Consider the following 20,749-nt stretch of genomic DNA (forward strand, 5'->3'; position numbering starts at 1 on the left):
GCGGGCGGATCCGCCGTTCCTGCGCGTAGCCTGGGGGTGTGCTACCCAGGACGGTCGAAAACGCAGATTTCGCTGGGATCGACTCGCCTTCCCGGCTTGTCGAGGTGCTCCGCGAGCAGGCGTATCTCGCGGACGAGGGGCTGGCCACGGCCTGCTTCCTCGCGCTCCGCATGGGACGCCCGCTGTTCCTCGAAGGGGAGGCGGGCGTGGGCAAGACGGAGCTGGCCAAGACGCTCGCCGCGGTCCTCGGCGCGCCGCTGATCCGGCTCCAGTGCTACGAGGGTCTGGACGCCTCCCAGGCGCTCTACGACTGGGACTTCGCCCGCCAGCTCCTCCACCTCAAGGCCGCCGAGGCCGCCGGGATCACCGACGCGGCCAGGCTGGAGGGCGAGCTCTACGACCGGCGGTTCCTCATCGCCCGCCCGCTGCTGGCGGCCCTGGAGACCCAGCCGAGCGTGCTGCTGGTGGACGAGATCGACCGGGGCGACGACGAGTTCGAGGCGTTCCTGCTGGAGATCCTCTCCGACTACACGATCTCCGTGCCCGAGCTGGGCACGATCCGCGCCGACCGCCCGCCGGTGGTGATCCTGACCTCCAACCGGACCCGCGAGGTGCACGACGCGCTGAAGCGACGCTGCATCTACCACTGGCTGGAGCATCCCTCCTTCGAGCGGGAGGTGGCGATCCTGACGCGCCGGGTGCCCGGCTGCGCCGAGGACCTGGCCGCGCAGGTGGCCACCGCCGCCGGGCGGCTGCGCGCGGCCGACCTGGTCAAACCGCCGGGCATCGCGGAGACGCTCGACTGGGCCGAGGCGCTGCTCACGCTGGGCGCCCGCGACCTCGACCCCAGCCTCGCCGCGGCGACCCTGGGCGCGGTGCTCAAACACCGCGAAGACCAGGTCGTGGCGCTCAAGGACGGCCTCCTCGCCCACGGACGCCGTGGCTGAGGCGGACAGGACCGGGGCGGACATGGCCGAGGTGGACAGGACCGGGGCGGACGGGGCCAGGGCAGATGGGGCCAGGGCAGATGGGGCCGGGGCAGACGGGGCCGGGGCGGATGTCGTGGCGACGATGACGGGCTTCGCGCACACGCTGCGCGCGGCCGGGGTCGCCGCCGACCACGAGCGGACGCAGAACCTGCTGCGCGCGCTGGCCGTCGTCGGCGTGACCGAGCCGGCCGCCGTCTACTGGGCGGGCCGGGCCACGCTCTGCGCCTCGCCCGACGACATCGCCAGGTACGACCGCTGCTTCGCCGCCTACTTCGGCGGGACGCGCGCCACCCGGAGCCGTTCTCCCGCCCCCGCCGTGACGATCACCCGGCACACGGTCGCGCTGGACGGCGGGCGGTCCGGCGCGCGGCGCGAGGAGGAAGAGGAGACCCTCGCCGCCGTCGCGAGCGGGGCCGAGGTGCTCCGCCACCGCGACGTGGCCGTGCTCGGCCCGGCCGAGCGCGCCGAGATCAACCGGATGATCGCCCTGCTCGCCCGCGGGCGCGAGCAGCGGGCCTCCCGCCGGTTCACCCCCTCCCACCGGGGACGGCTGGACGAGCGGCGCACGATCCGGGAGGCGCTGCGCCGGGGTGGCGAGGTGTCCCGGCTGCGGCGCAGGACGCACCGGACCCGCCCGCGCCGGGTCGTCCTCCTCATCGACGTCAGCGGCTCGATGACGCCCTACGCCGACACGCTGCTGCGGTTCGCGCACACCCTGGTCAGGTCCCAGCCGCGGGCCACCGAGGCGTTCAGCGTCGGCACCCGGCTCACCAGGCTGACCGCCGAGCTGCGCCACCGCGACCCCGCCAGGGCCATGAACGCCGTCTCCCAGGCGATCCCCGACTGGAGCGGCGGCACCAGACTGGGGGAGGAGCTGAAGGCGTTCCTCGCCCGGCACGAGGCCCGGGGGGCCGTCGTGGTCATCGCCTCGGACGGCTGGGAGCGGGGGGACGCGGCCCTGCTCGCCGCCCAGATGGCCCGGTTGTCCCGGCTGGCGCACCGGGTGGTCTGGGTCAACCCGCACAAGGGCCACGAGGGCTACCAGCCGCTCACGGCGGGGATGCGGGCGGCGCTGCCGTACATCGACGACTTCGTGGCCGGGCACAGCCTGGCCGCGTTCGAGGACCTGGCGGAGAGGCTGGCACATGCGTGACGTTCTTTCGCAGATCATGCGGTGGTGGACGGCCGGGGAGGAGTTCGGGCTGGCCACCGTGGTGGGCACCTTCCGCAGCGCGCCGCGTCCGCCGGGGGCGGCGATGGCCGTGTCCGGCGACGAGGCCGTGGGCAGCGTCTCGGGCGGCTGCGTCGAGGGCGCGGTCTACGAGCTGGCCAAGGAGGTGACCGGCAGCGGGCGCACAGTGCTCCAGCGGTACGGCGTGAGCGACGACGACGCCTACAGCGTGGGCCTGACCTGCGGCGGGATCATCGACATCATGGTCGAGCGGGTGTCCAGGGAGACCTTCCCCGAACTGGGCGCGATCGCCGCCTCCGTCGCCGCGCGGGAGCCGGTCGCGGTCGCCACCGTCATGTCCGGCCCCGGCACGGTGGGCGCGCGCCGCGTCATCTGGCCCGAGCGGTCCTCGGGCTCGCTCGGCCCGCGCCGCCTCGACGACGCCGTGGACGACGACGTGCGCGGCATGCTGGCCCAGGGCCTGACCGGGGTGCGCAGGTACGGCGCCGAGGGCGAGCGCAGGCTGGACGACCTGGCGGTGTTCGTGCAGTCCTTCGCCCCGCCGCCGCGGATGCTGGTCTTCGGCGCGATCGACTTCGCCGCTGCGGTCGCGAGGCTCGGCAAGTTCCTCGGCTACCACGTCGTGGTGTGCGACGCCCGGCCGGTCTTCGCGACCGCCAAACGCTTCCCCGAGGCCGACGAGGTGGTGGTGAAGTGGCCGCACGACTACCTGACCTCGGTGCCGGTGGACGAGCGTACGGTGATCACCGTGCTCACCCACGACCCGAAGTTCGACGTGCCGCTGCTGGAGGTGGCGCTGCGCACCTCCGCCGGGTACGTCGGCGCGATGGGCTCCCGGCGCACCCACGAGGACCGGCTCGCCCGGCTGCGCGAGGCCGGCCTCACCGAGGAGGAGCTGGCCAGGCTCCGCTCGCCGATCGGCCTCGACCTCGGCGCGCGGACCCCCGAGGAGACCGCGGTGGCCATCGCCGCCGAGCTGATCCAGCTCCGCTGGGGCGGCTCGGGACGCCCGCTGACCGACACCGAGGGCCGCATCCACGGCGAGTACTGATCCGGATGCGGGCGAACGCCCGGTTCGGGAGCCGGGGGCGGTGGACACTGGGGCGATGAACGATTCGAGTGCGGCGGCGGGACTCCTCCTCGCCGCCGGTGCGGGCTCCCGCCTCGGCAGGCCGAAGGCGCTGGTCGAGCTCGCCGGGGAGACACTGGTGGACCGGGGTGTCCGGGTGCTGCGCGAGGGCGGCTGCCATCCCGTGGTCGTGGTGCTCGGCGCGGCCATCGCGCAGATCCGCGGGGCCGTCGTCGTGCACAACCCGCACTGGCGGACCGGGATGGGGTCCTCGCTGCGGGCCGGCCTGTCCGCCCTGCCGCCCGGGGCCGGGCACGTCGTCGTCACGCTGGTGGACCAGCCGAGGGTCGGGGCCGAGACGGTGCGCCGGCTGATCGCCGCCGCCGGCGAGGGCGCCTCCGTGGCGGTGGCCACGTACGGCGGGGCGCCGCGCAACCCGGTGCTCCTGGCCCGCGAGCACTTCGAGGCGGTGGCCGCGCTGGCCGAGGGCGACATGGGCGCGCGGGCCTTCCTGCGCGCGCACCCCGAGCTGGTCACCCGGGTGCCGTGCGACGACATCGGCGACCCCGCCGACATCGACACCCCCGAGGACCTCGCCGCCTTCATCGCCGAACCCGGCCAGAGCTGAGCCCCCGCCCACCCGCGTTCACCTGCGGCCCCTCGCCTGTGACCCCTCGTCTGCGGCCCCTCGTCTGCGGCCCCTCGTCTGCGGCCCCTCGTCTGCGGCCCCTCACGCGGGCGGGCTACAGGCGCAGGCCCGCGAAGGCGGCGCGGTGGTCGCTGCCCGGGGCCGGGGCCACGCCCGCCCGGGTGGCGACCAGGCCGCGGTAGAGGATGTGGTCCGGCCGGGTGATCGGGAAGCCGGCCGGCCAGGTGAAGCCGAAGCCGGTGCCCGCCTCCTGCTGCGCGTCCGACAGCGGGGGCACCAGGCCGTTGCGCTGACGGTCGGTGGTGGCCGTGTTGAGGTCGCCGAGGAGCAGCAGGTGCTTGCTGTCGTCGTCCTCGATCAGCTTGCGCGCCGCGGCGAGCGTGTGGTCCCGGTCGCCGGTCTCGCCCGGCCTGGCCGAGGCCAGGTGCATCACGTAGACCGTCACCCGGCCCTTGGGCGTCCGCACCACCGCGCGCAGCGCCCTGGTCCAGCCGAGCCCCACGTCCACCCGGCGGGCCCCGACGATCGGGAAGCGGCTCCACAGGCCCACGGTGGCGACGGTGAAGTGGTGCGGGAAGCGCGAGCGGAGCAGGCCGGAGACCCGGTCCCTGGTCGGGCCGGTCATCTCCTGGAGCGCGATCAGGTCGCGGTCCTTGACGAGGCCGCGCAGCGTCTCCTCCGGGTCGTCGTTGGCGGCGTCCACGTTCAGGGTGAGCACCGACAGGTCGCTCGGCCCGCCCGGCGGCGTACGGAAGAACGCCGGGGCGAACATGAACGCCCACACCAGCGCGGGCACCAGGGTCGCCGCGACCGGCGGCCAGGAGCGGGTGAGGCAGGCGACGCCCAGCAGGACCGGCACGGCGGCTCCGAACCAGGGCAGCACGCTCTCCACGACGGGGGTGACACCGCCCAGGTCGGGCAGCAGCCGATGCGCCCCGAGCAGCAGCGCGACCAGACCCGACGCCACCATGACCACCCGTGAAAGCACCCTGCTCCCCCCGACGGATCTCCGAACTGCGAACAGTAGGGCCCCCGGTGGCCGAAGCCAAAGCCGACACACGCGGGTCCGGTTCCCGGGGCCCGGCCGGGACGCTACCCTGAGCAGTTGACCGAACATGATTCTGTGCTGCCGTCTCGGGAGGATCGCCCTATGCGCGTTGGTATGGCTCTCAACTACTCGGGAGGCTTCAAGGAGACGGTGGCCGCGCTCGCCGACTACGAGAAGGCCGGGCTCGACACCGTGTTCGTCGCCGAGGCATACAGCTTCGACGCGGTCAGCCAGATGGGGTTCATCGCCGCCAGGACCGAGCGGATGCGCATCGCGTCGGGCATCCTGCCGATCTACTCCCGGACCCCGGCGCTGCTGGCGATGACCGCGGCCGGCATGGACTACGTCTCCGACGGCAGGTTCGTGCTCGGCATCGGCGCCTCGGGGCCGCAGGTGATCGAGGGCTTCCACGGCGTGCCGTACCACGCGCCGCTGGGCCGTACCCGCGAGGTGATCGAGATCTGCCGGCAGGTGTGGCGGCGCGAGCGGCTGGCCTACGAGGGCAGGTACTACACGCTGCCGCTGCCGCCGGAGCAGGGCACCGGGCTCGGCAAGCCGCTCAAGCTGATCAACCACCCGGTGCGCACCAGGATCCCGATCGTCGTGGCCGCCATCGGCCCGAAGAACGTCGAGCTGACCGCCGAGCTGGCCGAGGGCTGGGAGCCGATCTTCTACATGCCGGAGAAGGCGGCCGGCGTGTGGGGCGCCTCGCTGGCCGCGGGCAGGGCGCGGCGCGACCCCGGACTGGGCGACCTGGAGGTGATCGCGCAGGCGACCCTCGCGATCGGCGACGACGTCTCCGGGCTGATCGAGCTGGGCCGCCCGCTGGCCGCGCTGTACATCGGCGGCATGGGCGCCAAGGGCAGGAACTTCTACAACGACCTCGCCCGCAGGTACGGCTTCGAGAAGGAGGCCGAGCAGATCCAGGACCTCTACCTGGAGGGCAAGAAGGACGAGGCCGCCGCGCTGGTGCCCCACGAGCTGCTGGAGAAGATGTCGCTGATCGGCCCGGAGGGCTTCGTCCGGGACCGGCTCCAGGCGATGCGCGAGTCCGGCGTCACCACGATCAACGTCGCCCCGGTGGCCGCCACCCACGGGGAGCGGGTCCGGCTCATCGAGAAGGTGCGCGAGCTCGCCGGCTGATCAAGCCGTTCACACGTTCCTTGCCCCCGCTTCACCGATGGGTGTGAGGATTCCGCCGTACCCACCGGCGGTTCGGGGCGTGTGATCCCGCCGGTCCCCGACCCCGCCCGACTCCGGGAGCACATCGTGAGACTCCGCCGCGTCCTCGTCCTCGCCGCCGTCGCCGCGGCGCTCGTCCCCGCCACCGCGGGGACGTCCGCCGCCTCGGCGACCACGCCGCACGACCGCCACGACCGCCACGACCGGCGTGAGCCGGTGCGGTTCGCCACGTTCAACGCCTCGCTCAACCGTTCGGCCGAAGGGCGGCTGGTCGCCGACCTGTCGAACCGGGACAACGCCCAGGCCAGGGTGATCGCCGAGATCGTGCAGCGGGCCGCGCCCGACGTCCTGCTCGTCAACGAGTTCGACTACGACGCGGCGGGCCGGGCCGCCCGGCTCTTCCAGGACAACTATCTGTCCGTCGGGCAGAACGGCGCCAGGCCGATCAGCTACCGCTACCGGTACACCGCCCCGAGCAACACGGGCCTGCCCTCCGGCTTCGACCTCAACAACGACGGCAGGGTGGCGGCCACCCCCGGCACGCCCGGCTACGGGGACGACTCCCTGGGCTTCGGCGAGTTCCCCGGCCAGTACGGCATGGTCGTCTACTCGAAGTACCCGATCGGCGACGTGCGCACCTTCCAGCGGTTCCGGTGGAAGGACATGCCGGGCGCGGCGCTGCCGGACGACCCGGCGACGCCCGCCCCCGCCGACTGGTACACCCCCGAGGAGCTCGACGTCGTGCGGCTGTCCTCCAAGAGCCACTGGGACGTGCCCGTCCGGGTCGGCGGGGACGGCCGTGGGGACGACGTGCACTTCCTGGTGAGCCACCCCACCCCGCCCACCTTCGACGGCGCGGAGGACCGCAACGGGCGGCGCAACCACGACGAGATCCGGTTCTGGGCCGACTACGTGTCCCCGGCGCGCGGCGGGTACATCCGCGACGACCGCGGGCGGCGCGGCGGCCTGCGGCCCGGCGCGCAGTTCGTCGTCGCCGGCGACCTGAACGCCGACCCCGCCGACGGCGACAGCTACGACGGCGCCGTCCACCAGCTCCTGCGCAGCCCGCGGATCGACGCCCGCTCCGCCCCCGCGAGCGACGGCGCCCCGGAGGCGGCCGCCCTCCAGGCGGGCGCGAACGCCGCGCACCGGGGCGACCCGCGGTACGACACCGCCGACTTCGCCGACACCGCCCCCGGCAACCTGCGGGCCGACTACGTGCTGCCCTCCAAGGGGCTCGGCGTGCGCGGCGGCGGCGTCTTCTGGCCCCGCCAGGCCGACCCGCTGTCCCGGCTCACCGGCGTCTACCCCTTCCCGAGCTCCGACCACCGCCTGGTCTGGCTGGACATCCGCCCCTGACGCCGGGCGCCGCGGGGGAGTCCGGGACGGGGCTCCTCCCGGTGCGGCGGGCGCGGGGGCCGTACAGTCGGGGCATGACCGTTGACCACGCCGCCCGCCGGGCCCGCCTGGCCGCGGCCCTCCCCGAGCTCTCCGCGGACGCCGTCCTGGTGACCAAACCGGTGAACGTCCGCTACCTGACCGGGCTGGCCAGCTCCAACGCCGCGCTGCTGGTGCGCGTGGGGGAGGCGGGCGCCGTGCTCGCCACCGACGTGCGCTACATCGAGACGGCCCGGCGGATCTGCCCGGACGTGGAGATCGTCCAGGAACGCGACGTCGCCGGTGCGCTGGCCGGCCGGGCCGCGGGGGCGCGCCTGGCCGTCGAGGCGCACCACATGCCGGTGGCGGAGTTCCACCGGCTCGGCGACGCCCGCGGCGCGACCCTCGTCCCGGTCTCCGCGCCGGTGGAGCGGCTGAGGGTGGTCAAGGACGAGGCGGAGATCGACCTGCTCAGGACCGCCTGCGCCATCACCGACCAGGCGTTCGCCGACGTGCTGCCGGTGATCAGGCCGGGCGTCACCGAGCGCGAGATCGCCCGCGCGCTGGAGACCCGGATGGCCGAGCTGGGCGCGGACAAGCCCGCGTTCGACTCGATCGTGGCCGCGGGACCCAACGGCGCCGTGCCGCACCACTCGCCGGGCGACCGCCCCGTCCGGCGCGGCGACCTGGTCACCATGGACTTCGGCGCGCTCAGCGCCGGCTACCACGCCGACATGACCAGGACCGTCGCGGTGGGCGAGCCGGCCGGCTGGCAGCGCGACCTCTACGACCTGGTCAGGGAAGCCCAGCGGGCCGGGCGGCACGCCCTGCGGCGTGGCGCGAGCGCGCACGACGTGGACGCCGCGGCGCGGGAGGTCATCGCCGCGGCGGGGCACGCCGGGGACTTCGGGCACGGGCTGGGACACGGCGTCGGCCTGGAGATCCACGAGGATCCGTTCCTGGGGCCGGACAAGCCGGGTAGGATAGAGGATCGAGTTCCGATCACCGTTGAGCCCGGGGTCTACCTTCCGGGCAAGGGTGGGGTCCGCATCGAGGACACGCTCGTGGCGCGTGACGATCGACCGGAGCTCCTCACCAAGACGACCAAGGAGCTGCTGGTCCTGTAGGGCAGGGGCGGCAGCCGTACGCAGGAGAAGAGCGAGTGGCGACGACCAACGACCTCAAGAACGGCATGGTGCTGAAGCTCGATGGCGGTGAGCTCTGGTCCGTCGTGGAGTTCCAGCACGTCAAGCCCGGCAAGGGCGGCGCGTTCGTCCGTACCAAGCTGAAGAACATCCTGTCGGGCAAGGTCGTGGACAAGACCTTCAACGCCGGCGTCAAGGTCGACGTGGCCAACGTCGACAAGCGCGAGATGCAGTTCTCCTACCTCGACGGCGAAGAGTTCGTCTTCATGGACACCGAGACCTACGACATGGTCAACGTGTCCCGCGGCACGGTCGGCAGCGCCGCCGGCTACCTGCTGGAGAACGCGCTGGCCACCATCGCCTTCAACGAGGGCAGCCCGCTCTACGTCGACCTGCCCGCCGCGGTCGAGCTCACCGTCTCGCACACCGAGCCCGGCCTGCAGGGCGACCGCTCCACCGGCGGCACCAAGCCCGCCACCCTGGAGACCGGCGCCGAGATCAAGGTCCCGCTGTTCATCACCACCGGCGAGAAGGTCAAGGTGGACACCCGCACCGGCGACTACCTCGGCCGAGCCTGATGTCGTCTAGGGGAAAGGCGCGCCGCAGGGCGCTGGACATCCTCTTCGAATCCGAACTGCGCGGCGAGGACCCGATGAAGGTCCTCGCCGAGCGGTTCGAAAGGGCCGATCCTCCCGTCAACGAGTACACCTCCACCGTCGTCGAAGGCGTCTGCCGGCACCGGGCGCGCATCGACGACCTCATCTCCACCTACGCCGAGGGCTGGACCCTCGACCGGATGCCCGCCGTCGACCGTAACGTGCTGCGCGGCGGCACCTACGAGCTGCTGTGGGCGCCCGACGTCCCCGAGGGCGTGGTCATCAGCGAGTGGGTGCACCTGGCGGCCGAGCTGTCCACCGACGAGTCCCCGCAGTTCGTCAACGGCCTCCTGGCCCGGTTCAAGCAGCTGAAGCCCAGCCTCACGCTCTGACCGGCCGCCGCCGGTCGTCGCCGGTCGCCCTCCGCGTGCCGTCCGTGTGCCGCCGGGGTGCCGTCCGGTCCGCCGGCTGCGCGGGCGCCCGGAGCGGACGCCTGGACGGGCACCCGGGCGGGCTCGGACGCCCCGGGGACGATCCGGCGTAGGCTGGGCGCGTCGAAGCGTCGAAGCGTCGAATGGAGGCTGAAAGTTGCGTACCGATGGCATCACGCGGCAGGCGGCGATCCCGGGGGTGCGCACCGCCGTGGTCTGGGACGCGCTGGGCGTGGTCCTGGCCGAGCTGGTCTCCGCCACCGGGCGCGCCCGCCTCGACATCGTCGACGCGGGCGGCGGCACCGGCGGCTTCGCCGTCCCGCTCGCGGAGCTCGGGCACGGGGTGACCGTTGTCGACCCCAGCCCCGACTCGCTCGCCGCGCTCGAACGCAGGGCCGCCGAGGCCGGCGTGAGCGTGCGCGGCCTGCAGGGCGACGCCGCCGACCTCGGCGAGCTGCTCCCCGAGGCCGCCGCCGACCTGGTGCTCTGCCACAGCGTGCTGGAATACGTCGAAGACCCGGTCAGCGCGCTGGCCGCGGCCGGTCGCCTGCTGCGGCCCGGCGGCGCGATCAGCGTCCTGGCCGCCAACCCGGTCGCCACCGCGATCCACCGTTCCGTCGCCGGGCGGTTCGACGAGGCCAGGCAGGTGCTCGGCGACCCCGCCGGCCGCTGGGGCGACCGCGACCCCACGCCGCGCCGGTTCGACGCCGGGGCGCTGGCCGGGCTGCTCGCATCGACCGGTTTCACCCCGGGGGAGGCGCTCGGCGTGCGGGTCTTCGCCGACCTGGTGCCCAGCCGTCTGCTCGACGGCGAGCCGGGGGCCGCCGAGGCGCTGGTGGCGCTGGAGCAGGCCGTCGCCTCCCATCCCGTGCTGCGCGACATCGCCACCCAGCTTCACGTGCTGGGACGTAGGATGTAGAACGCGTGTTCGCCTAGGATGGTGACGTGTCGAGAAAGCAGCAGGTCCCCAAGGTGGCCTCGGCGCTGGGCGCCGACGACACCGGCTGCCCGATCCTGCACGTCGACATGGACGCCTTCTATGCCAGCGTCGAGCTGATCGAGCGGCCGGAGCTTGTGGGCACCCCGGTGATCATCGGTGTGCCCGGCCTGCGGGGCGTGGTGCTGAGCGCGACCTACGAGGCCAGGCGCTTCGGCGTCCACTCGGCCATGCCGATGACCAGGGCCATGCGGCTGTGCCCGCGGGCGACCGTGATCCCGCCCAGCCACGGCAAGTACGCGGAGGTCTCCCGCGGGGTGATGGAGATCTTCCACGCGATCACTCCGCAGGTGGAGCCGATCGCCTCCGACGAGGCGTTCCTCGACGTCGGCGGGGCCCGGCGCAGGCTGGGGCGGCCGGCCGCGATCGGCGAGGCGATCCGCGCCCAGGTGGCCGAGCGTTACGGCATCACCTGCTCGGTCGGGGTGGCGGGCAGCAAGTTCGTCGCCAAGCTCGCCTCCCGCCAGTGCAAGCCGAACGGCCTTCTGGTCGTTCCGGCCGACGGAGTGGTGCAATTCCTCCACCCGCTCCCCGTCGGCGCCCTGTGGGGCGTTGGGGACCGTACGGAGCAGGCTCTGGTCCGGCTGGGCATCAGGACCGTCGGAGATCTGGCCAGGGTCCCCGTCGCCACCCTCCAGCGCGAGCTGGGCCAGGCCGCCGGCACGCACCTCGCCGCCCTCGCCTGGGGCCGCGACGAGCGCGCGGTGACACCGCACGTGCCGGACAAGAGCATCGGCGCGGAGGAGACCTTCCCCGCCGACGTGGACGACCCCGAGGCCATCAGGCGCGAGCTGCTGCGGCTGTCGGAGCGGGTCGCCGCCAGGCTGCGCGCGGGCGGGCACGTCGGCCGCACGGTCAGCGTGAAGCTCCGCCGTTCCGACTTCTCCACGATCACCCGTTCCCGCACGCTTCGCGAGCCCACCGACGTCGCCCAGGAGATCTACGTCACCGCCTGTGACCTCTTCGCCGCGGCGGGTCTCGACCGGGTCCGGCTGCGCCTCGTCGGAGTCAGGGTGGAAAATCTGAGAGGTGCCGACACGTCCGCGCGGCAGCTTACCCTGGGAGAGCGGGAGACAGGCTGGAGAGAGGTGGAGCGCGCTATGGACAAGGCGGTTCGGAGATTCGGCCCGGATGCGGTCCGCCCGGCATCGCTCGTTCGCCCCAAGTTTGATGGAATAGACGTATGACGTCGCCTTCGGTTTGGTCTGCGTTGGACGTTTTCTTTCGCCCGCGTCTACAGCCTCGTATTCTGGGGATAACCGACCGCGAGGTTCGGACACCCCGTGTCGTCCGTTGCCGTCTTCCCCGTCCTGGGGCCGTCCTTGGGAGGCGCCATGCCGCTCTCTGAGCACGAGCAGCGCTTGCTCGACCAGATCGAGCAGGCCCTCTACGCCGAGGATCCGAAGTGGGCCAACACCGTCCGGATCCGTGATCCGCGCAACCATTACAAGCGCCGCCTGGTGAAGGCCTCCATCGGCTTCGTCGCGGGCATCGTCCTGTTGATGGTCGGCGTGGTGATCAACGTCATCCTGCTCGGCGTCGGCGGCTTCGTGGTCATGCTCGCCGCGTGTCTGTGGGGTCTGTCCAGTTGGAAACGCATGAACGGGTTCGGTGACGGGTCCGCCGCCGCCGCTGCCCCCGGGGCCGCGGGCAGGGCCGAGCGCCGCAGCGGCCCACGGCAGACGTTCATGCAGCGGATGGAGGAGCGCTGGCGCCGTCGGCACGACGAGCGCTGAGCGACCCCCACCGCACCTGACCGGAAGGGCACGGGTGTGATCCCGGTGATCGCGCCCGCCCGGTTCACGGCACGGACGCCTGTGGCGACCCTGGGCACACGACACACCTGACGCGCATCGTGCGGCCGTCCCCTCCAAGGGGGCGGCCGCACGATCGGTGTCCGGGGATGTCCCCGGCGTTCAGGCCCTGCGTTCCGGCCGGCGCACCCGGAGGTTCTCCAGCCGGTCGAACCCGTCGAGGATCCGTCCGCCCAGTCCCCGGATCCGCCGCAGCGTGGAGGGCGGCATCAGCGCCACCCTGATCCGCCGGCCGCGGGAGACAGTCGCCGCGAGGGCCCGCCGCAGGACGCGGAGGTCCTGGGCCAGCGGGCCGGTCTCACCCGGAGTCCGGGCGAAGAGCACCCGCTCGGTCACCACGGCGAGCCGGGAGATGGCCGCCGTCGCCTCGGGGTCGAAGCCGTGCTGCGTGGACAGCCTGCGGGCCAGCGCCCTGGACGTCTCACTCGGCTGCCGTTCCATGCCGTAGTCGTACAGCGCGTCGTCGAGTTCCGCGACGACGGCCGAGACCATTCCGGCCGGGGTGACCGGCCCGTCCCGGTCGGCGACGGACCCGGCCATGGCCACGGCCGTCCCCCGGGCCGCCCGAGGCGCCGGACGCCCGGCGGCCTGGAGCCGCCGGTGCCGCATGATCCTGCGGGCGGCGGCCGGGATGAGCAGCACGACCAGCACCGCCAGGCCGGCCGCGAACCAGACGCCGAGCGACGTGCCCTCCTCCTCCGCGGTCACCGACGGCACGAGCGTTCCCTCGCGGTCGAGCTGCCTGGGGTTGCGCGGAGCGGCCGACTCGCCTGCGGCTCCGCCCGCCTCCGGGCTGGAGGTGGCCGACGGGGTGTCGTCCTGCGTGCCGGTGTCACTCGTCTCCGGGGCGGGCCGGGTGTAGTCCGGCTGCCGCGCGGTCCCCTGGCCGAGGCTGCCCGACGGGGTGGGCTCGAACGCCAGCCAGCCGATCCCCTCGAAGTAGAGCTCGGGCCAGGCGTGCATGTCGTGCGTGCCGACCTGCCACACGTTGCCGCCGGTGTTGGTGCCGCTGGTGTAGCCGACCGCCACCCGCGCGGGGATGCCCAGGATGCGGGCCATCACCGCCATGGAGGCGGCGAACTGCTCGCAGTAGCCCGTCTTGCTGTAGATCAGGAAGTCCACCAGCGCGGAGTTGCCGTTGCCCGCGGTCTGCAGGCTGTAGGCGAAGTCGCCGTCGGTGGTGAACCACTCCTGGAGCCGGACCGCCTTGTCGTACGGCGTCCGCTGCCCCGCGGTGACCCCGTCGGCGAGGTCCCTGATCTCCTGCGGCAGGTCGCGGGGGAGACGCAGGTAGCGGTCGGCGATCTCCGCGCTCGGCGGTCCCGCCCGTTCCAGCGCGCTCCTGGTCGGCATGGGCTCCTCCAGCCGCACCCGGTAGTTCAGGCCGCCGGCCTGGTCGCGGGTGGAGAACACCATCAGCGAGTCCTGGTCCGCCCGCCAGTCGCCCTCCGCCTCGACGTTGCGCGGCGGGTAGGGCAGCGGCAGGAACTGCATGTTGTTCACGGAGTCACTGATACTGATCTCCAGGTCGGCGGCCCTGGTCTGGATGGGCGCGGTGGCGCCGGGGGGCGCGGGCAGCGCGCCGTTGTCCACCCGGTTCTCGGCCATGCCGGTGGGCGCGGTCATCGTCCACTGCTCGCCGGTGAACAGGTCCAGCGACCACAGCCGCAGGTAACGCGGCACGTTGTCGGAGCTGGTGTAGGTGAGGACGGTGGCGTTCTGCGGCAACTGGAGCTGCCCCTGCAGGCCCACGATGGGGTTGGGGATGCTGATGGTGTTGCCGCCGCCGATGCCGGTGCCGCCCACGCCGAACCCGAAGAGCGGGTTGGGCGCCAGCGTCGGCACCAGTGCGGGCAGCAGGATCGCCAGCGCGATGGCGGTCACCCCGACCCGCTTGCCGGACAGGCGCAGCGGCGTGGTGCCGGGAACGCCGGCGGCGGTCCTGCGCCGGACCAGCACGGCCCTGCCCCAGTGCCCGATCCGCTCGTGCCCGTCGGCGACGAGCAGCCACGAGTACCCGGCGGCGCCCAGGATGAACGCGGGCCACGCGATCGGCTCGGTGACGATCTCGGCCGGCACGATGAACAGGGTGAGCAGGGGGAGTCCGGCGAGCGCCGCCCTGCGCGTCCGTACGGCGAGCAGGTCGACGAGCACCCCGATGAGACCGATCCCGCCCGCGGTGAGCAGCATGATCCCGGGAGCGGCGGGCACCGGCGCGGCGAACCGCTGGATGTCCGCGAACCCGTCGGCCACGCTGGTCGCCAGCACCAGGACCGACTCGCGGGTGGGGAACAGCCCGGCCCACGCCTCGCCGGAGGCGAACACCGCGGTCAGGTAGATCCACAGGCCGGCGATCTGCACCGGCGGCACCAGCCAGCCGGGCACGGTGTAACGGGAGGCGAGCACCCCGATGAGCGTGATCACCAGCAGCGCGCCCAGCCCGGTCCACCACCAGGTGAGCCCCTGGAAGAGCGGGTAGAGCGTCGAGGCGACGGCGGCGGTGGCCACGCCCGACGCGATCGGGAGCCTCATGCCGCGCCTCCTCCCACGCCGAGCGAGGTGGACAGGTCGCCGGGCACCCGCCCGGCGTGCTGCACGGCGTCCTGCCAGACGGCCGCGGGCGAGGTGGCCGCGGGCAGCCGGACGACCCGCCACCCGGCGGCGGCGAGCACGGTCCTGGTCTGCTGGAACTGCTCGCCCTCGGCCAGCTCCGGCCGGTCCCAGGCGACCGTGTCCAGCAGCACCGCGATGCCGGTCATGTTCCCGCGCCGCACCCGGGCGAGCGTCCTGGCCTCCTCCGGGTCGACCGCGCCCAGCACGGCGACGATCAGCCCGTCGCCGCCGCCCTGGCGCAGCGCGGCCACGCCGAAGTCCAGCGTGCGGGTCTGGCTCTGCCGTACCACGGCCAGAGTGTCGAGGAGGGAGATGCCGGCCCCGCCGTCGGCGAGGTGCTCGGCGCCCTGGTCGGTGACCAGTCGCAGGCCGAGGCCGTCGCCGGCGAGGTGCACCCCGATCGAGGCGGCCGTGGAGACCGCGACCTCGAAGGAGGAACGCGGGCCCTCGCCCCGGTGCGCGTGCCTGCGGGTGTCCAGCAGCAGCGCGCCGCGGCTCTGCCACTGCTGCTCCTCGCGGCGCACCATCAGCTCACCGCGCCGGGCGGTCGAGCGCCAGTGCACCCGCCGCAGGTCGTCGCCGTGCCGGTACTCGCGCGGCGCCACGTCGTCGTCGCCGGCCGCCGCCACGCTCCTGGTACGGCTCTCGCCGCCGCCGGTCCACTCGCCGGACACCCGCAGCGCCGGCAGCGCCACCACCTGCGGGGTCACCACCAGCGTGTCGCTGATCGTGAAACTCCTGGCCAGCTCGACCAGGCCGAACGGGTCGGTGATCCGCACGGTCAGCGGCCCGATGGGGAATCTGCCGCGCAGGTCGGAGCGGACCTTGTAGTCCACCTCCCGGACGCCCTGCGCCTCGACCCGGTCCAGCACGAACCGCGGCCTGGCGCCGAGCGCGTAGGGCACCGTGTCCTCGATGAGGAGCAGTCCGGTCGGCAGGCGCGTCACGTTCTCCAGGCGGAGGGTGACGGTCGCCTCGCCGCCGGCCTCGACTCGGGGCGGGTCGAGGCGGCGGGCGCAGCTCAGCCGGTAACGGGTGCGGGCCACCACCATGGCGGCCAGCAGCGGCAGCGCGACGACCAGCACCCCGATCCGCAGCAGGTCGTGCTCGCCGAGCAGGAAGGCGCACAGCAGAGCCGCGACCCCCGAGGCGAGGAAGGACCGGCCGCGGTTGGTCAGCGCCCCGAGCCCGGTCCTCACCGTCCCGATCCCGCTCCGCCGCGGCCGGCCTCGGGCCGCGCGTCGGGAACCGGTACCCGGCGCAGCAGGTCGGCCACCACCTGCTCGGGGTGACGGCGCTGTCCCTGGGCCTCGATGCTCGGCAGCAGCCGGTGGGCCAGCACCGGCACGGCCAGCTCCTGCAGGTCGTCGGGGATGACGTAGTCCCGGCCCTCCATCGCGGCGTGCGCGCGGGCGGCGCGGACGAGCTGGAGGGTGGACCTGGGGGAGGCGCCGAGCCGCAGGTCGGGCGTCTGGCGGGTGGCGGTCACCAGGTCGACGGCGTAACGCTTGATGGGCTGGGAGACGTAGACCGCCCGCACCGCGTCGATCAGCGCCTTGATCTCCGCGGTCGTCGCCACCGGCTCCAGCTTGTCCAGCGGGGAGGCCGCGCCGTGCACGTCGAGCATTTCGAGTTCGGCGGCCGGCTTGGGGTAGCCCATGGCGATCCGCGCGGTGAACCGGTCGCGCTGCGCCTCGGGCAGGGGATAGGTGCCCTCCATCTCGATCGGGTTCTGGGTGGCGATGACCATGAAGGGCGTGTCCAGCGCGTAGGTGGTGCCGTCCACGGTGACCTGGTGCTCCTCCATGCACTCCAGCAGCGCGGACTGCGTCTTCGGCGAGGCCCGGTTGATCTCGTCGCCGACCACGATGTTCGCGAACACCGGGCCGGGCTTGAACTCGAACTCCCTGGTCTGCTGGTTGTAGGCGCTCACTCCGGTGATGTCGCTGGGCAGCAGGTCGGGGGTGAACTGCACGCGGCGGACGGGACAGTCGATGGAGCGCGCCAGTGCCTTGGCCAACATGGTCTTGCCGACCCCGGGCACGTCCTCGATGAGGAGGTGGCCTTCCGCCAGCAGGACGGTCATCGTGAGACGGACGACGTCGGTCTTGCCCTCGATCACTGATTCGATCGCCTGGCGGATCCTGTGCGCTGTGGTGACGAGATCCTCGAGCTGTCCGACGTCATGGCTTACTGCCACCAGGCCTCCATGAGGGTGCGACTCTCGCCTCGCGGTACACGCGTTTGGCGGGTTCCTTGCAATGCCTTTTCCATTGTCCGTACCGACACTACGATGCCGCAGGTTCCGGGGCGACTTTTGGCAACATTCCGGGTGAACAGCCACAGTGTTCGTAAGCCGCTTACCAATCGCATAGGCGGCATTCCGCCGACGGCCGTGGGCGCTTGGCCGCCGTCCCCGTACGGCACCGCCCGGCCGCCCGCCGACACGCCCGCGCACCCGCCGGGGCCGCTCGCTCCCCCCACTCCCGCCCCACCGCTCTGACCTGCGGAAACGTCGCGAGAATGGCGATCGGGACCGAGATGAATCAGTTGACGGTGGGGAGAAGTGGAGTATGGTGGTGCGCAGTGGAGGGCAGGGGCTTGAGCGCTGAGCGCTCCACAAGGCACGGGAGGTGGGGCCGGTGTTCCTCGGCACCCATCAGCCGCGCCTCGATGACAAGGGACGGCTGTTCCTGCCGGCGAAGTACCGTGAGGAGCTGGCGGAGGGTCTGGTGATCACCAAAGGCCAGGAGCGCTGCCTCTACGTTTTTCCCGTAGAGGAGTTCCAGCGCATAACCGAGGCTCTGCGCACGGCGCCGGTGACCGCCAAGGCGGTTCGCGACTACAGCCGCGTCTTCTTCGCCAGTGCGTCCGACGAGACTCCTGACAAACAGGGGCGCATCACGGTTCCTCAGCCACTGCGGATCTACGCCGGGCTTGAGCGTGACTGCGTCGTCATCGGCGCGAACACCCGGCTGGAGATCTGGGACGCGAAGTCCTGGGACACCTATCTGGCCGACCAAGAGCAGGCGTTCGCCGATCTGTCGGAGGAGGTGCTGCCAGGGATCCTGTGAAGTGGTGAACACGGTCGTGTCGTCGGTGAAAGACGTCGTTCGGCGAGGTCTCCACCCGCACCCACTCGCCCCCAGCTGATGCACCTTCCCCGGTGTCAGGTGGCGGGCAACGAAGAGACGGTTGCGGTTGGGGACCTGGCCGCGCGGCCCGGGTGGGGACCTGAGAAGGTATGCCGGCGATCGATCGGCGATCCGTGCGTTCCGCGAGCAGCGGTGTGAGGGGGGTTTCAGTCATGCGTGAGAACGGCGTCGAAGACGAGCGTTCCGGTGCTGAGCGTGGGGGCCACGTGCCCGTCATGCTCGGCCGGGTGCTCGACGTCCTCGCGCCCGCGCTGAGCCGCCCCGGCCCCGTGGTGGTGGATGCCAACCTGGGTCTCGGCGGGCACGCCGAGGCGCTGCTCGCGGCCCACCCTTCCCTTCATCTGATCGGCATCGATCGCGACCCCACCGCGATCGAGCGGTCGACCGTACGGCTGGCGCCGTTCGCGGACCGGATCACGCTGGTCCGCGCGGTGTCCGACGAGCTGCCCGACGTGCTCCGGCGCGCGGGCCGGCCGCGGATCGACGGCGCCCTGTTCGACCTGGGCGTCTCCTCGCCCCAGCTCGACGAGGCGGAGCGGGGTTTCGCCTACTCCTACGACGCGCCTCTGGACATGCGGATGGACCCGGAGCAGGAGCTCACCGCCGAGCGTGTGGTGAACACCTACTCGGCCGCCGAGCTCATTCGCATCCTTCGCCTTTACGGTGAAGAGAGGTTCGCACCGCGTGTCGCGCGCCTAATCATCCAGGAACGGGCTAAGGAACCCCTAACGTCTACAAAGCGGCTCGCTGATCTGGTCACGTCGGCGATCCCTGCCGCTACCCGACGTACCGGAGGAAATCCGGCGAAAAGGACTTTTCAGGCGTTGCGTATCGAGGTGAACGGAGAGCTGACGGCGCTGGAGTACGCGCTGCCCGCCGCTCTCGACGCGCTGAACCTGGGCGGGCGGGTGGTCGTGCTCGCCTACCACTCCCTGGAGGATCGGCTGACCAAGCAGATCCTCGCCGCGCGAACCAAGGACACGGGGCCGCCGGGACTGCCCGTGGCGATGCCCGAGCACCAGCCGAGGTTCCGCCTTGTGACGAGGGGAGCCGAGCTCCCCGGCGAAGAAGAGGTGGCCGGCAACCCGCGGGCGGCCTCAGCCCGGATGCGGGCTGCAGAGAGGATTCGTGAGCCAATTGACGAGGACTGAGCGAGAGGCAGGACGAGGCGCACCCGTTCGCGGGGCGGCGAGGACGGGCAGGACGGCACGCACGCCGAACGGCGGCGCGTCCCGCGCCGTGCCGCGCCGCGGCATGCCCGAGGACGCGCCCAACGGCCGCGCCCGCGTGGCGGACGGCGGCACGCCTCAGGCGCGCACCCCACGCGCGGCTCCGGAGCAGGGCACGCCTTCCGCGCGCTCCACTTCGGCGCGCTCGGCGACTCCGGCCCGCGGCACGGCGTCACGTGGCGCGAGTCCCGCCGGTCCCACGGCAGGCTCCTCGGCACGCTCCGCCTCCGCTCCGGCTCGCGGCACCGCCGCGCGCGCCACGTCCACTCGGCGTGGCACGGATCCGGACGCCTCGTCGCGGGCTTCCGCCTCCACGCGCGGCGGCCGTGCGGGCACTCCCGCGCGTCCTCCGAACCCGGCCAAGGCTCCGGGGTCGGCGGGCACGGGATCCGCCAGGTCTTCCGCGCGTCCCGAGAGTCCCGTCGCCAAGGTGTCGCAGCACGCCGCGGCCACCACCAGGACCCCCGTAAACCCCACGGCACCGCCGAAGCGCGATGACCAGAAACGCGATGTCAGGCCACCTGTGCGCCAGGACGATCCGGCCGAGACTCCGGTCGGCCGGCCGGGCAAGATGCCGGGGAAGACAAGGGTACGGCAATCGAGTACCCCACAACGCCACGTTCGCGGGACGGGCGGGCGTTCCAAGGCGCCGAGGGCTCCGTTCGTGCTGCTCGTGGTGGGTTTGCTCTGTGGCGGATTGATGAGCCTGCTGTTGCTGAACACCGTGCTCAACCAGGACTCCTTCGAGGCCGACCGGCTGCGCGACGAGAACAAGCGGATCCAGCTCCAGCAGGACCAGGTCAGGCAGCTGAACTCGGAGAACGACACCCCGGCGGCGATCGCCGAGGGCGCCGAGGCGCTGAACCAGCGCAGGGACTGGGACTCCGTCAACCGGATCCCGTCCGAGGGCCGCGCGACCGGCGCGGGCGATGCCGTACGAGGTGGAGCGGAGGACCGGGACAGGTGAGAGACAGCGGCGGCCGGGGAGCAGGACCCGGCCGCGGCGGATCCGGCGCCGGAGGCCCCCAGGGCCCCGGCGCCGGTCGTCGTATCCCCAGCGGACCGCGCCGCCCCGCCCGTCCGGGCCCCGGCGACCAGCCCCCCCGCGGGACCGCCCGCCCGGCGCAGGGCGACGCGCCGCGCAGGACCGGCCGCGACGCGGCCGAGGACGAGCGGGCGCGGCGCCGCCCGGCCGGGCCCGAGGAGGACGAGGCGGGCGCCCGCCGGCCGGCGGGGGAGGAGGCGCGTTCGCGCCGCCCGGTG

19 protein-coding genes and 1 pseudogene are annotated in these 20,749 nt (G+C 73.0%); 16 read left to right on the forward strand and 4 right to left on the reverse strand.

What is annotated here, in order from left to right:
- The first annotated feature begins 38 nt into the window (after positions 1-38).
- From QSK26_RS35865 to QSK26_RS35880, 4 genes are read left to right on the forward strand one after another with little or no spacing between them, the layout of a single operon-like run.
- Positions 39-947, forward strand: a complete 909-nt coding sequence (locus QSK26_RS35865; RefSeq protein WP_285779789.1) for an AAA family ATPase — start codon at positions 39-41, stop codon at positions 945-947.
- Positions 940-2,142: a vWA domain-containing protein gene (locus QSK26_RS35870; RefSeq protein ID WP_285779790.1), complete on the forward strand. Its 1,203-nt coding sequence runs from the start codon at positions 940-942 to the stop codon at positions 2,140-2,142. Before QSK26_RS35865 ends, QSK26_RS35870 begins: the two co-directional genes overlap by 8 nt.
- Entirely contained in the window at positions 2,135-3,232 is a 1,098-nt protein-coding gene (locus QSK26_RS35875; protein ID WP_285779791.1) for an XdhC family protein, read from the forward strand. Before QSK26_RS35870 ends, QSK26_RS35875 begins: the two co-directional genes overlap by 8 nt.
- Before the next feature lie 55 nt (positions 3,233-3,287).
- Positions 3,288-3,878 carry a nucleotidyltransferase family protein gene (locus QSK26_RS35880; RefSeq protein WP_285779792.1) on the forward strand — a complete coding sequence of 197 codons (591 nt, stop codon included), beginning with the start codon at positions 3,288-3,290 and terminating at the stop codon, positions 3,876-3,878.
- Between the two features lie 115 nt (positions 3,879-3,993).
- Here QSK26_RS35880 and QSK26_RS35885 read toward each other — a convergent pair whose 3' ends face one another.
- Positions 3,994-4,887 carry an endonuclease/exonuclease/phosphatase family protein gene (locus tag QSK26_RS35885; protein WP_285779793.1) on the reverse strand — a complete coding sequence of 298 codons (894 nt, stop codon included), beginning with the start codon at positions 4,885-4,887 and terminating at the stop codon, positions 3,994-3,996.
- Between the two features lie 162 nt (positions 4,888-5,049).
- On the opposite strand from QSK26_RS35885, the gene QSK26_RS35890 reads away from it, so the two are divergent.
- The 8 genes from QSK26_RS35890 to QSK26_RS35925 all read left to right on the forward strand — a co-directional run bounded on the left by QSK26_RS35890 (position 5,050) and on the right by QSK26_RS35925 (position 12,411).
- Entirely contained in the window at positions 5,050-6,090 is a 1,041-nt protein-coding gene (locus QSK26_RS35890) for an LLM class F420-dependent oxidoreductase (RefSeq protein ID WP_285779794.1), read from the forward strand.
- A gap of 126 nt (positions 6,091-6,216) precedes the next feature.
- Positions 6,217-7,488, forward strand: a complete 1,272-nt coding sequence (locus tag QSK26_RS35895) for an endonuclease/exonuclease/phosphatase family protein (RefSeq protein ID WP_285779795.1) — start codon at positions 6,217-6,219, stop codon at positions 7,486-7,488.
- Positions 7,489-7,562: 74 nt separating this feature from the next.
- Positions 7,563-8,633, forward strand: coding sequence for a M24 family metallopeptidase (locus QSK26_RS35900; RefSeq protein ID WP_285779796.1), 1,071 nt, complete (start codon positions 7,563-7,565; stop codon positions 8,631-8,633).
- A 35-nt stretch (positions 8,634-8,668) separates the two neighbouring features.
- Positions 8,669-9,229 carry an elongation factor P gene (gene efp / locus QSK26_RS35905; RefSeq protein WP_285779797.1) on the forward strand — a complete coding sequence of 187 codons (561 nt, stop codon included), beginning with the start codon at positions 8,669-8,671 and terminating at the stop codon, positions 9,227-9,229.
- Positions 9,229-9,639 (forward strand): transcription antitermination factor NusB, encoded by a 411-nt coding sequence (nusB, locus tag QSK26_RS35910; protein ID WP_285779798.1) that lies wholly within the window; start codon positions 9,229-9,231, stop codon positions 9,637-9,639. Before efp ends, nusB begins: the two co-directional genes overlap by 1 nt.
- Before the next feature lie 196 nt (positions 9,640-9,835).
- On the forward strand, positions 9,836-10,597 hold the full coding sequence (locus tag QSK26_RS35915) for a methyltransferase domain-containing protein (protein ID WP_285779799.1): 762 nt from the start codon (positions 9,836-9,838) through the stop codon (positions 10,595-10,597).
- Between the two features lie 26 nt (positions 10,598-10,623).
- Positions 10,624-11,862 (forward strand): DNA polymerase IV, encoded by a 1,239-nt coding sequence (dinB, locus tag QSK26_RS35920; protein ID WP_285779800.1) that lies wholly within the window; start codon positions 10,624-10,626, stop codon positions 11,860-11,862.
- A 147-nt stretch (positions 11,863-12,009) separates the two neighbouring features.
- Positions 12,010-12,411, forward strand: a complete 402-nt coding sequence (locus QSK26_RS35925; protein ID WP_285779801.1) for an SCO2097 family morphological protein — start codon at positions 12,010-12,012, stop codon at positions 12,409-12,411.
- Between the two features lie 180 nt (positions 12,412-12,591).
- Here the strand turns inward: QSK26_RS35925 and QSK26_RS35930 are convergent, their stop codons facing one another.
- Genes QSK26_RS35930 through QSK26_RS35940 form a run of 3 tightly spaced genes read right to left on the reverse strand, consistent with a single transcriptional unit; the run spans position 12,592 to position 17,302 of the window.
- The gene (locus QSK26_RS35930; protein ID WP_285779802.1) at positions 12,592-15,021 is read right to left on the reverse strand and encodes a transglutaminase TgpA family protein; all 2,430 of its coding nucleotides are present in this window, start codon (positions 15,019-15,021) and stop codon (positions 12,592-12,594) included.
- The gene (locus QSK26_RS35935; protein WP_285779803.1) at positions 15,018-16,301 is read right to left on the reverse strand and encodes a DUF58 domain-containing protein; all 1,284 of its coding nucleotides are present in this window, start codon (positions 16,299-16,301) and stop codon (positions 15,018-15,020) included. The genes QSK26_RS35930 and QSK26_RS35935 overlap by 4 nt, the downstream gene beginning before the upstream one ends.
- Positions 16,298-17,302, reverse strand: a complete 1,005-nt coding sequence (locus QSK26_RS35940) for an AAA family ATPase (RefSeq protein ID WP_285779804.1) — start codon at positions 17,300-17,302, stop codon at positions 16,298-16,300. Before QSK26_RS35940 ends, QSK26_RS35935 begins: the two co-directional genes overlap by 4 nt.
- Before the next feature lie 442 nt (positions 17,303-17,744).
- On the opposite strand from QSK26_RS35940, the gene mraZ reads away from it, so the two are divergent.
- The 4 genes and pseudogenes from mraZ to QSK26_RS35960 all read left to right on the forward strand — a co-directional run.
- On the forward strand, positions 17,745-18,176 hold the full coding sequence (mraZ, locus tag QSK26_RS35945; RefSeq protein ID WP_285779805.1) for a division/cell wall cluster transcriptional repressor MraZ: 432 nt from the start codon (positions 17,745-17,747) through the stop codon (positions 18,174-18,176).
- Between the two features lie 233 nt (positions 18,177-18,409).
- On the forward strand, positions 18,410-19,408 hold the full coding sequence (rsmH, locus tag QSK26_RS35950; RefSeq protein ID WP_285779811.1) for a 16S rRNA (cytosine(1402)-N(4))-methyltransferase RsmH: 999 nt from the start codon (positions 18,410-18,412) through the stop codon (positions 19,406-19,408).
- Positions 19,409-20,186: 778 nt separating this feature from the next.
- Positions 20,187-20,453 carry a hypothetical protein gene (locus QSK26_RS35955; RefSeq protein ID WP_285779806.1) on the forward strand — a complete coding sequence of 89 codons (267 nt, stop codon included), beginning with the start codon at positions 20,187-20,189 and terminating at the stop codon, positions 20,451-20,453.
- Positions 20,450-20,749, forward strand: a pseudogene (locus tag QSK26_RS35960) (hypothetical protein); the annotation flags it as partial. The gene QSK26_RS35955 and the pseudogene QSK26_RS35960, both read left to right, overlap by 4 nt.

Origin of the sequence: Microtetraspora sp. NBRC 13810, assembly GCF_030268685.1 — a bacterium.
GTDB lineage: Bacteria > Actinomycetota > Actinomycetes > Streptosporangiales > Streptosporangiaceae > BSRQ01.

Coding starts and splice junctions, on each gene's coding strand:
- nusB (WP_285779798.1), top strand. CDS start 9,229: ATGTCGTCTAGGGGAAAGGCGCGCCGCAGGGCGCTGGACATCCTCTTC.
- QSK26_RS35925 (WP_285779801.1), top strand. CDS start 12,010: ATGCCGCTCTCTGAGCACGAGCAGCGCTTGCTCGACCAGATCGAGCAG.
- rsmH (WP_285779811.1), top strand. CDS start 18,410: ATGCGTGAGAACGGCGTCGAAGACGAGCGTTCCGGTGCTGAGCGTGGG.
- QSK26_RS35880 (WP_285779792.1), top strand. CDS start 3,288: ATGAACGATTCGAGTGCGGCGGCGGGACTCCTCCTCGCCGCCGGTGCG.
- QSK26_RS35890 (WP_285779794.1), top strand. CDS start 5,050: ATGCGCGTTGGTATGGCTCTCAACTACTCGGGAGGCTTCAAGGAGACG.
- QSK26_RS35955 (WP_285779806.1), top strand. CDS start 20,187: ATGAGCCTGCTGTTGCTGAACACCGTGCTCAACCAGGACTCCTTCGAG.
- QSK26_RS35875 (WP_285779791.1), top strand. CDS start 2,135: ATGCGTGACGTTCTTTCGCAGATCATGCGGTGGTGGACGGCCGGGGAG.
- QSK26_RS35930 (WP_285779802.1), bottom strand. CDS start 15,021: ATGAGGCTCCCGATCGCGTCGGGCGTGGCCACCGCCGCCGTCGCCTCG.
- QSK26_RS35900 (WP_285779796.1), top strand. CDS start 7,563: ATGACCGTTGACCACGCCGCCCGCCGGGCCCGCCTGGCCGCGGCCCTC.